This is a genomic window from Sphingomonas sp. GW821-FHT09B04, from assembly GCF_059418285.1.
This window is the reverse complement of the sequence record NZ_JBWKPO010000005.1, coordinates 63,560-74,936: the sequence shown is the minus strand read 5'-3', so window position 1 is coordinate 74,936 and position 11,377 is coordinate 63,560. Positions and strand designations below refer to the sequence as shown.

8 protein-coding genes are annotated in these 11,377 nt (G+C 62.6%); 3 read left to right on the top strand and 5 right to left on the bottom strand.

Annotated features, from left to right (window positions below; translation table 11 throughout):
* Window positions 1-187: 187 nt before the first annotated feature.
* Window positions 188-829, top strand: coding sequence for a maleylacetoacetate isomerase (gene maiA, locus AC07NK_RS16115; protein WP_495171628.1), 642 nt, complete (start codon window positions 188-190; stop codon window positions 827-829).
* A gap of 24 nt (window positions 830-853) precedes the next feature.
* Entirely contained in the window at window positions 854-1,327 is a 474-nt protein-coding gene (locus AC07NK_RS16110) for an Lrp/AsnC family transcriptional regulator (RefSeq protein WP_495171627.1), read from the top strand.
* 56 nt (window positions 1,328-1,383) lie between these two features.
* Here the strand turns inward: AC07NK_RS16110 and AC07NK_RS16105 are convergent, their stop codons facing one another.
* The 5 genes from AC07NK_RS16105 to AC07NK_RS16085 form a co-directional block, all read right to left on the bottom strand.
* Complete coding sequence (locus tag AC07NK_RS16105) at window positions 1,384-1,887, bottom strand: hypothetical protein (protein WP_495171626.1); 504 nt, start codon at window positions 1,885-1,887, stop codon at window positions 1,384-1,386.
* Between the two features lie 252 nt (window positions 1,888-2,139).
* Window positions 2,140-4,356, bottom strand: coding sequence for a TonB-dependent receptor (locus AC07NK_RS16100; RefSeq protein WP_495171625.1), 2,217 nt, complete (start codon window positions 4,354-4,356; stop codon window positions 2,140-2,142).
* A 35-nt stretch (window positions 4,357-4,391) separates the two neighbouring features.
* Entirely contained in the window at window positions 4,392-5,543 is a 1,152-nt protein-coding gene (locus tag AC07NK_RS16095) for a dipeptidase (RefSeq protein ID WP_495171624.1), read from the bottom strand.
* A gap of 216 nt (window positions 5,544-5,759) precedes the next feature.
* Window positions 5,760-7,736, bottom strand: coding sequence for a serine hydrolase domain-containing protein (locus tag AC07NK_RS16090; RefSeq protein ID WP_495171623.1), 1,977 nt, complete (start codon window positions 7,734-7,736; stop codon window positions 5,760-5,762).
* A 152-nt stretch (window positions 7,737-7,888) separates the two neighbouring features.
* Complete coding sequence (locus AC07NK_RS16085) at window positions 7,889-9,745, bottom strand: serine hydrolase domain-containing protein (RefSeq protein ID WP_495171622.1); 1,857 nt, start codon at window positions 9,743-9,745, stop codon at window positions 7,889-7,891.
* A 943-nt stretch (window positions 9,746-10,688) separates the two neighbouring features.
* Here AC07NK_RS16085 and AC07NK_RS16080 point away from each other — a divergent pair.
* Window positions 10,689-11,324 (top strand): helix-turn-helix domain-containing protein, encoded by a 636-nt coding sequence (locus tag AC07NK_RS16080; protein WP_495171621.1) that lies wholly within the window; start codon window positions 10,689-10,691, stop codon window positions 11,322-11,324.
* Window positions 11,325-11,377: the final 53 nt, after the last annotated feature.

Here is an 11,377-nt window from a genome sequence, read left to right as displayed (position 1 = left end):
ACGATGTTCCACTGCAAATCGCATCAGAGCCATAAACGTCCTTCGCAAACGCGGAATTTCCTGCGCAAAGCGCGGGAATCTCGAATCAAGGCAAAACGGCTTGCGCACAATTTGTGGCACTCGCCCCAAGGTGCGTGCATAGAGGAGAGAAATGGCGCCCCAGGACAGCCGCCAAGGGAGAGTTGATATGAGCGACACCGTACTCCACGGCTATTGGCGCTCCAGCGCTGCGTATCGGGTGCGCATCGCACTCGGCTTCAAAGGCATCGCCTTTCGGCAGGCGCCGCACGATCTTCGCACGGGTGCGCAGCATGACCCCGCCTATCTCGCCATTGCGCCGCACGGGCTGGTTCCGGCGCTCGAACATGAGCGCCAAATTCTAATCGAAAGCCCCGCCATCCTCGAATGGATCGAGGCGAAATGGCCTCACCCGCCTTTGCTTCCGGCCTGCCCGGATGCTGCCGCGAAGGTTCGCGCGATCGCAGCGCTCATCGGGTGCGATATCCACCCGCTCAACAATCTGCGGGTCCTCACGCGCATCCGCAGTCAGTTCGGTGCCGACAATTCGCAGGTAAAGGACTGGATCGCGCATTGGATTCATGAGGGCTTCGGCGCGCTCGAAACCCTGATTGCGCGCGATGGCGGCAGGTTCGCGTTCGGCGACACGCCGACGATTGCCGACTGCTATACGGTACCGCAGGTCTACAATGCCGAGCGCTATAATGTCGATCTGAGCGCCTATCCCCGAACGCTGGCGGTGGTCGAGGCAGCGCGCGCGCTACCGGCTTTCGCCGCTGCGCACCCCGAATTGCAGCCCGATTTCAAGTGACGGCAATCGATCGAGGACAACGCAATGGACAAGCTTGACTGGAAGATTGTGACGGCGCTGGAGCAGAACGGGCGCCAGTCCTTTGCGGAACTGGGCGAGACGGTCGGCCTGTCCAAATCGCCTTGCTGGTCGCGGGTCAGAAGCCTCGAAGAACGGGGAATCATTCAAGGATATGCGGCCTGCCTTAACCCGGCCGCGCTGGGGCTTGAGGTGCAGAGCTATGTCGAAGTGCGGATCAGCCTCGACGCGCATGCGGAGTTCGAGGCGGCGGTGATGGCGCATCCTGCGGTCAGCGAATGCCATACGACGGCGGGCGACAGCGACTATATGCTCAAGGTCTTTGCCCGGTCGGTCGATCATCTCGACGACCTTCTGCGGCACGAGCTTTCCAAGCTTCCCGGGGTGCACCGGCTCTCGACCGTCGTGTGTCTCAAGACGATCAAGCAGCAAGGGCGCCTTGCCGAATGGTCGCGGACGACCCAGGAACAGCGGCGCTGAGGCCACCGGCCCGCGCCGAACCTGCGCGATTGCACAGGTCAGGCGCGGGAAAATGCTCAGTCGTCGAATCCGTAGAGGTCGATCCAGCGGATCGAATCCTGCCGGGTCTGGCAGAAGAACGTGCCATATTCGCGGCCGGAATTCCGGTCCTGATCGTCCCAATCGCGGCCCGACGCCGTATCGATGCGGATGCGTCCCTCGACACGATAGCCGCGGCGCACGCGTTCGATATGCGTGATCTCGGTGATCCGCGCCTTGCCATGGCGAGCACCGCGCTCGCGCGCCTTGTCCGCGCAGCGCGTCACCGCCTTGCGATAGCCATAGCGACCGTCATAGTCATAATCGTCGTCGTCACCGCGGCCCCACCAGCGCGACGAGGCCATCATCGTATCGGCGCCACCTTCCGCGGCCATCCGCGCCGCGCCGGTCATTGCGGGCTTGATCTCATCGTCTGCCGCTTCGGATCCCGCGCGGGCCTGTGCCATCGCGGTCGAAGTCGCGGCGGTGAACAGGATTGCGGCTCCAAGGCCCGAAGCCAGTTTGAGAACCGCACGCGTCATCACTGCGCTCCTGCCCTTCAACGATCCAAACCATTCCGTGCGAGGCTGCGGGGTATTGCTGCGACGCAGCGGCATCGCCTCCGCCGCCACGGCGGAGCCGATGCCTTTCAATAGTCGATACATGGTACGCTTTCTGCTCCGCCCACAGGAATGTGGGCGACGGACCAGAACTAGCCCGGAAATACTGTACGCGTGCTGAATACATAGAATGTAACACACTGAATTATATTGTAATAATTCCAGAAATCGAAGTCAGAACGAGAGATCGAGCGCCAACCCGATGGTGCGGGGCTGGAGCGGTGTCGTACGGATGAAGGCACGCCGGCCAAGGCCGTCGGTCTGGACATCGCGTGTGACCGCGGCATCGGTATCGGTGAGGTTGCGCGCATAGAGGCGCAACGACCAGCGTTCGTCAAAGGTGATTCCGGCATTGAGGTCGAGCGCGGTATAGGCATCCGCAACGACCGGGTTGGTTACAGCGGGCACCCCTTCAAAGCTCGAAACGCGTTGTCCCGTATGACGCAGCCCTCCCCCCAGTTTGGCCTGGGCGTCACCGCCGACCGCAAAGCTGTACTCGGCGGTCAGCGATCCGCTCCATTTGGGGATGCGCGGCAGCCTGTCCCCGTTGAGGCCACCGACGGCAACCGGGGTGTCGCTGGTAAGCTTAGCGTCGGTGAAGGCACCGTTGATACCGAGCTGCAGCCCTCTGACCGGCCGCCAGCCGATGGTTGCCTCAAACCCCTGGCTCCGGGCGGAACCGGCATTGGCCAGCCCGCTTACGCCGTTGAAATCGACCGTCATCTGAAGGTCCTTCCAATCCATGTAGAAGGCCGCCAGATCGAGTGTGAGTGTGCGGTCGAACAGGATCGTCTTAAGACCGATCTCGTAGTTGGTCAGCGAATCCGAAGCCACTGTGGGCGTAACGCCCGGCAGCGTCGCATTGGGCCCTCCCGGGCGATAGCCGCTGGCGACGCGCGCATAGAGCATCGTGTCGTCGGTCAAATGGAACCGCGGACTGACGCTGTAGGTGAGGACGCTTTCCGCAGAGCTGCCGGGATTGTTCGCAGTCGGCACGACCGCCCCAACACTGATTTGACGGTAGCGCTGGGTATTACGTGCCCAGCGCAGCCCGGCCGTGATGTCGAACCGGTCGCTGAACTTGTAGGTCGCGTTGGCGAACGCGGCGAACTCGCGATACCGTGTTGGCAGCTCAGCGATTGCGAGCGGATCCAGCCCCGCGATCGGCGCCCCGGCCATGTCATAGGCACGGACAATCTGTTTGTTGCCGCTGACCTCGTTGGTGAAGAAGCCGCCGAGCAGCCATTCGAAACGACCGCCGGAGGGCGAGGTCAGCCGCACCTCCTGCGTCACCTTTTTCAGGTCGAGGGTGATGTTGAACGGCGCGAGCCCGGGCGCAGGCTGGCCGAACAAAGGAAACAGCACGCCGAAGATACGGCTCGCATCCGAGGTTTGTGATGTCTTGACCCGGCTATAGGTGGTCGTCGAACTCAGCGCGGCAAAGCCGAAATCATTTTTGAGCGTGCCCGCGAAATAATAGAGGCTTTTGGTAAAGGGCTCGTCGAGATAATTGTTGTTGGAGAAGCCGTTACCGATACGTTTACCGGTTACGATGTCCTCGACGACAGACCCATTGCCTTCGGCTTCGATTTCCTGCCAAAGCCCGGAGAGCGCGACGGAAAAATCGTCGCTCGCCTGCCAGAGCAACGCGATGCGCGCGCCCTGCTGGCGATAGTCGTTCTGGCCACGCTCGCCGGTGACCACGCTGTCCACATAGCCCGGCGTCTTGCGATAGGCATAGCTTGCGGTGAGGCCCAGCCTGTCGGTGACCAGCGGCACATTCACCATCGCCTGACCCGCATAGCCCGCCTCACCGGCATGCCGGATACCGAACACCTCGCCGCCGGCCTTGCCCGAGAAATCGGTCACGCTTGGCGTCACGGTCACATATTTGAGCAGGCCGCCGATCGAGCTTGCGCCGTAGAGCGTACCTTGCGGACCACGCAGCACCTCTATCCGCTCAATATCATAGGGCAGCAGGTCGAGGGCGAAGGCCGAAGCCCTCGCATAGAGCGAGCTGGACCCCACCGGCGCATCGTCGACATAAGTACCCACCGTGGCGCTCGGTCCGATCGGCGCAATGCCGCGCAGCGAAATGGTCGACTGGCCCGGCGTGCCCGAACTGTCGACCTGAAGACCGGGCACATAGGCTCCGAAATCGGTTAGCTGACTCGCCCCGGTCTCCTGCAGCCGTTCGCCGCCCACGACACTGATCGAGATAGGCACGTCCTGAAGGTTCTCGCTGCGCTTCTGCGCGGTGACGACGATGACATCGGGGCCGTCCGCTTCCGCCGGCGGCGATGACGATTGCTGCCCCCATGCGGCCCCCGTGGAAGTCAGCAGGCAAAGCGCGGTCGTGGCGGCAAGCATGCCGCGTGAGTTCCGTTTCATGATGTCGTGTCCCCTCTGCGTGTTGCGCCTGGAGTTCAGCCCCAGGTCTCTCCCAGCAAGCGTCGAAAGTTACCGCCCAGGATCGCCTGAATATTGGCGTCCGAGTATTTGCGCCGGATCAGTTCCTCGGCGAGATCATAGGTTTTCAGCGGATGATCGAAGCCGTCGGTGTCGATCTTGTCGCGAAAGGCGTAGCTCGATTTATACCCTGCCTTCAGCATCTTGTACTGATCCGCGGGCATGTCGTCATAGCCATTGAGGTCGGCGTCCGAGCCGATGCCGACATGATCCACGCCGATCAGCTTCACGACATGGTCAATGTGATCGACCATATTCGCGATCGTTGTCGGCTCCTTCGCGCTCACGAACATGCGGACGCCGGTGATCCCCATCACCCCGCCCCGGGCGCCCAGCGCCTTGATCGCTTCATCGGTCTTGAGCCGCGGATGATCGGTGAGCGCACGGCAGTTGCTGTGCGTGATCGCGATCGGCTTGGGCGAAAGCGCAATGGCGTCGAGCGTGGTGCGATCGCCGCAATGCGACACATCGATCAGCATGCCGACATCGTTCATCGCCTTGATGATCGATACCCCATAGTCGCTGATCCCGCCGTCGATACGGTCGGTACTCCCCGACCCGATCATGTTCTGGCTGTTATAGGTCAGCTGCGAGCAGCGCTGCCCGATCTGGTAGAAGTGCCTGACATCGCTGGCCGTCCGGAAATGTTCCGAATTCTGGAGCCCCATGATGACCGCACACTTGCCGTCCTTCTTGGCGCGATCGAGGTCCGCCGCCTTGTCGACCAGCGTAAAGACATGGCTGTTCCGCGCGGCAAAGCCCTGCCAGGCGGCGATCCATGAGAGCGTCTCGGCATAAGCATCCGGACCGCCCATCCCCACCGCATTGTGAAGCCCGGTTATGCCGCTCGCCCGGAAATCGGCCGCATCCTTCTCGCTTAGCGGCGCAGCATAATATTCGGGGCGGAAGTCCAGCTTGAGCGGCGCCAGCATGTCGATCACCAGCGATTGGCGGACGAGATCCACCGCGCGTTTGGAGTAGAGCTTGGACGAGGCCGGGTTCGGCCGGTACTGGCCGAAACTGATCATCGGAAAGGCAGTCGCGGTGACGGCGGCGGCCGTGGCGCCACGCACGATCTGCCGCCGCGAAAGCTTAGATTCCAGATCCATTATCCTCTCCCCTATTCATTCTATTTGAAGCCAATCGGGGCGCCGTTGCCCGACTGGGGAACGTCAAACGCGGAACATCCGGTATGCCTTCGGGCACCCGCCCTTGCGCCCCGGATCGCCCCGGCGCACCAGGCCGTAACGCTCCCGCTGCGGGTCGACCGCAACGTCGAGCGAGGGCCTGGAACGCACATTCATTGCCGATCCTCTCCCGTCGGATCAGTAGACGAGGTTGAAACCGATCAGGTGGAAGGCCCAGCCGACCCAGAGCAGCACCAGCGCGGCGAGCACGAGCACGACACTCCAGATCCGCGCGAGCCAGCCGCGCTTCTCCTGCCAGACCAGCCAGGCATTCCAGCCCGCAGCCGCGACAAGCCCGACAAAGCCGAAGAGGCTCAGGGTCTGGAGGAGGATCAGGGCCCAATCGAGTTGTCCACCGAGTAGCGTGAAGTCGGCCATCATCGCGCTGATCAGCACCATCCAGCCGATGATCACCGCCACCGCGAGCGCGGCGAGGCCCCGTGTCAGCCGATGCGCCTTCAGCGCCTTGCCGCTGAGCGCCAGTGTCACACCGAAGCGGCGGCGGACGATCGCGGCGATCGGCCAGGCCAGCGCCGTCCCCGCAAGCGCCAGCAGGCTGAGCAGCAGCGCCGGGGTCAGCCATGCCGAGGACTCGGATGCCGGAACCGGCTCGAACACCATGAAGGGCGAGATCATGTCGATGCTGAACGCAACCACCTTGCCGTCGACCACTTTCGCCGCGAGCCGCTGCTTGCTGTCCTGATCGCGCCAGACGAAGGGCGCGATCTCGACCCATTTGCGTTCCTGCCCGCCAAGGCCCGGGATCATGCCGAAAACGATGCCGCCCTTGTCATCGAGCGTGATCTTCACCTGTCCACCCGCAAGCTCCATGACCTTGAGGAAGTTGGTCTCCATGCGGCGCGAATTATTGTAGGTGCCGACCATCATCCGGGCATGTTCGGCTGCGGTCTTTGCATCGACGCGGCCATCGGTGTTCGCGGCAGGAAAATAGCGATCGGCGAAATCGGAGAGCAGCGCATCGCGGATCGCGCCGGTCGCACCGTCCTTGCCGCCGCTGTTCATCGAGACGAACACCCCGACATTGTCGCCGGGGAAGATCCACAGATAGCTGTGGAACAGCAGCGTATCGCCACCATGGCCGATCACCGAGTGGCCGTTCACATTCTGCTCGTAAAAGCCGAGCGCCATGCGATTGACCGCAGGGATAATGGTGAGCTTCGTCTCATGCATCTGTCGTGCAGTTTCGGGCCGAAGCAGCGCACCGCCCTGATTGAGGTGCGCGATCATGAACCTGGCCATATCGGCGCCTGTCGCCGAGAGGCTGCCCGCGGGGCCGACCGCGACCATCTCAAACGGTGTGGGCTCACCCGAACCCAGCTGATATCCCCTGGACATCAACGGCTGAAGGTTCGCGGGGAGCGGCTGGCGGAAGCTCGACTTGGTCATGCCCAGCCGGCCGAAGATGTTGCGGTCAAGATAGTCGTCGAACGACATTCCCGAGACGCGTGCAACGATATGGCCCGCAATCGCGGTGGCGTGGTTCGAATAGGCAGGCGTCGTGCCCGGCGCGAAGATACGCTCAGGCCTTTGCGCCTTCAGCACATCGCCCAGCGGCGGCGGCCCCTTGGGATTGTAGCTGAAATTGCCGCGCGCCGATTCCTCGAACCCCGCGGTGTGCGTCAGGATATTGCGCAGCGTGACCGGCTTGCCGTCGCGGGGAGGAATCTTGAAATCGAGATACTGGTTCACATCCGCGTCGAGATTGAGTTTGCCCTGCTCGACGAGCTGCATCACCGCGGTCCAGGTGAAGAGCTTGGACACCGAGCCGGGGCGGAACAGCGTATTGTCGGGATCGACGGGCTTCTTCTTTGCGACATCCGCATAACCGAAGCCGCGCTGGCTGAGCACCTGTCCGTCCTTGACCACCACGACGACCGCACCCGCGATGTCGCCGCGGTTGAGCGCATAGGGCATATAGCCGTCGAGCCAGGCATCGACATCGGCGCGCGTGAGCTGCGGCGCGCCCGTCACCGCAGGGGCGGCCGCAACGGGCGCCGCTGCCGCCGGCTTTGCCGGTGCAGGCGCCTGTCGCGTCAACGCCGGTCCTGCGACGAGCGCGAGCGCGCCAGCCAAAGCTGTCTTCCACAAACGCATAACGTCCTCTCCATCATTCCTGTTGCGCCGGCGGCTGTCCCGCCGATCACGCCGTACCCGCTGCCGAAAGCAGCCCCGTCAAAACGGTGCCCGATCGGGCAATGATCGAATGAAATGGCCGCGCTTCGCCGGAAGCGCGGCCCAGTTTCAGGTCAGTAGGATGTTCCGAAGCTGATCAGCTTGAACACCAATGCCGTCCACAGCGTGACGAACGCTGCGAGTACCAGCACGACGCTCCAGACCCGCGAACCCCAGCCGCGCTTCCCCTTCCAGGCCAGCCAGGCATTCCAGCCTGCGGCGGCGAGCAGCCCGAAGAACACCACGACGCTCGCGATCTGAAGGAGCCAGATCACCGGATCGAAGCTGCCATCCAGATTCTCGAGGTTCGACATCATCGTGATGAGCGCGAAGACCCAGCCGATCAGGGTCAGCACCGCAGCGGCGGAAAGGCCGCGGACCAGACGGTACGCCATTCGATCATGCCCGACCAGCGCGAGCTTCGCACCATAGCGGCGGCGGACGATCGCGGCGATCGGCCAGGCGAGTGCCGTCACGGCGAGAGCGGCGAGGCTAAGGAGCAGCGCGGGGGTGATCCACGCGGTCGAGCGATACCAGGGCGCACGGTCCCAGACCATGATCGCCGACACCGCATCGAAGCTCACACGGACGACCTTGCCATTCTCCACCTTGGCCGCGAAGCGCTCATGCCCATGGGCGTCGCGCCAGACAAAAGGCGCGATCTCCACCCATTTGCGCGGCGCCCCGCCCAGTGCGGGCACAGCGTCGATCAGCAATCCGCCCTGCGCGTCGAGCCCGATCTTGAACTGGCCCGCCAGTTCGAGCCCGCGCATGAAGCTCGTGTCCGCGCGCCGGCTCGAAATATAGGTTCCCACCATCATCCGCGCATGCTCGGCCGCGGTCTTCGCATCGACCCGCCCGTCGGTGTTCGCCGCGGGGAAATAGCGGTCGGCGAACTGCTCGAAAACTGCTGCGCGCAGCGGACCGCTGACGCCGTCCTTGCCCGCGCTGTTCATCGAAATATAGATGCCGACATTCTTGCTGGTGAACAGCAGCAGATCGCTGTGGAACCATTGCGTATCGCCGCCATGCGCGACAACGGGCAGCCCGTTGATGTTCTGCTCGTAGAAACCCAGCGCCATCCGGTTGAGCGGCGGAAGAATATCGAGCTTGGTTTCGTGCATGAGCTTTGCAGTTTCGGGCTTCAGCAATGCCCCACCAGCGTTCAGATGCGCGATCATGAACTTCGCCATGTCTGCGCCGGGGGAAGCAAGGCTGCCCGCGGGTGCGTGGCTGATCAGCTCATAGGGCTCGGGCTTGCCCGAACCGAGCGCATAGCCTTTCGACATCAGCGGCTGGAGGTTGGCGGGCAGCGGCTGACGGAAGCTCGACTTCGTCATGCCAATACGGCCAAGGACGTTGCGGTCGATATAGTCGTCGAACGGCATGCCCGACGTCCGTTCGACGATATAGCCCGCCAGCGCGGTCGCGTAGTTGGAATAGGCAGGCGTCACGCCCGGTGCAAAGATCCGTGCGGGTGTCCAGCGCTTGAGCACCTCGCCCAAAGGCTTGATCGCCTGGGGATTGGAGAAGATCAGCCCTTCGATCGCTTCCTCGAACCCCGGCGTGTGCGTCATGATATTGCGCAGCGTGATCGGCTTGCCGTCACGCGGGGGGATCTTGAAGTCGAGATACTGGTTCACATCAGCGTCGAGGTTGAGCTTCCCCTGCTCGACCAGCTGCATCACCGCGGTCCAGGTGAAGAGCTTGGAGACCGAGCCGGGGCGGAACAGCGTAGTCTCGGGATCGACGGGCGTGCGCTTTGCCACATCGGAATAGCCGAACCCGCGTTGGGTAAGCACCTGCCCGTCCTTGACCACGACGACTACGGCGCCGGCGACGTCACCGCGCCGCAAAGCGTAGGGCATGAACCCATCAAGCCAGGCATCGACATCGGAACGCGTGAGTTGCGGAACGCTCGGGGAAGTCACGGGGGCCACAGGAGCCGCTCCCGCCGGCACGATGGCAACCTTCGCGGCAGGCCCAGGCCCCTGCTGGGTCAGTGCGGGCACCGCGATGAACGCCCCCAGGAGTGCTACGAAGCCTGCAACTATTGTCTTTGAACGCATTTATGCCTCCCCTTGCGCCGCCCTCCACGCCCCGCCCTTTGAAGGCGAGCGATGGGGCAGTCTGATAGCAGAGAATCCAATCCTAATTAGGACATCATGATCCCGATTGGATAATTGTCAAGCAGGGTTCAAAATGGACCGCTGACGATGCAAACAGTCATACAGATAGCGAGGCGATCATAGCCCGATCCGCTGCGCCGATGACTGCGACGTCGCTCGAAAAAGGCCGAAATAACCGCGGCGTACCGTGTCCGCGCGCGACCGTTTACTGGTCCAACGGCGCGCGTTTACTGGTCGAACAGCGCGCAAGATCGCATGGCGCGTTGAAGGGAGCGCTCCGCTGTTCTGCGGGATTGCCCGCCCGAACCCTCGCACGTCGCGCCGAAGATATGAGTCGTGGCCATATCAGCCTCCCCTCGCTTCCGTGAGGATAGCCGGGATCGCAACGAACAATGTCCGTAATTTGCCGCCTGCACCGCCCCGGCGCAGAACGATGCGCCGGAACCTTCGATTCCGGCGAAACGCTGTCCTTCAACCCTGGAGTGGATCGAACCGGCGATCCAGAACCGCGAATCGCGCGCGACGAAGAACTGAGCATCGAGATTGGAATATGGCAGCGCTGGCCGAGCGGGAACGGCGACGCGATCGTCAGGCTGTTCCGTCCCGCCGGTCCGGCCGCTCGATTGCATCGCTGGCCGGTAGTGGCTAATCTGCCATCCGATACAATAAGATATCATCCTGACCGAGATACAATGATCTTGTCTACAGAGCTGCCAATTCGGTGCAAACAGCAGAGCAGCATCGCATGAAGCCAGTGCAACCAACACTTGGTACGTTGCTCAAGAACCTGCGCGCGAGCAACGGCTGGACGCTCAAGCAAATGAGCGAACACAGCGGCATCCCCGTCTCGACCTTGTCCAAGGTCGAGCACGACCGGCTCACCCTTACCTATGACAAGCTGCTCCAGCTCAGCCAGCGTCTCAACATCCGCATGTCCGAATTGTTCGCGGAGAATGTCGAAGCGCCCGACCCCCAAGTGACCGCACGCCGCAGCCTCGGCCAGCTCGAGCGCGCGATCCGGGTCAACACCAGCAACTACGACTATTATTATCTGTGCACCGAGCTGCGCCGGAAGCGGATGATCCCGGTCCTTACCCGGATCCGCGCCAAATCGGTCGCGGAGTTCGGCGAACTCGTTCGCCATTCGGGCGAGGAATTCATCTTCGTGGTCAGCGGTCGGGTCGTCGTCCACACCGAGTTCTACGATCCGGTCACGCTCGAGGAAAATGAATCGATCTACATCGATTCGAACATGGGCCACGCCTACCTCACCGGCGAGAATTGCGACGAGGCAGTGGTGCTCGGCGTCTGTTCCAGCGCCGACGATGGTCTGATGGACTCGCTGATCAACCTGTACAGCGAGGAAGCTACCGCAGAGTAGAACCTGCGCGCGCCGGCGGTCGAGGCTCACATTCCTGGTACCGTCCCGCCATA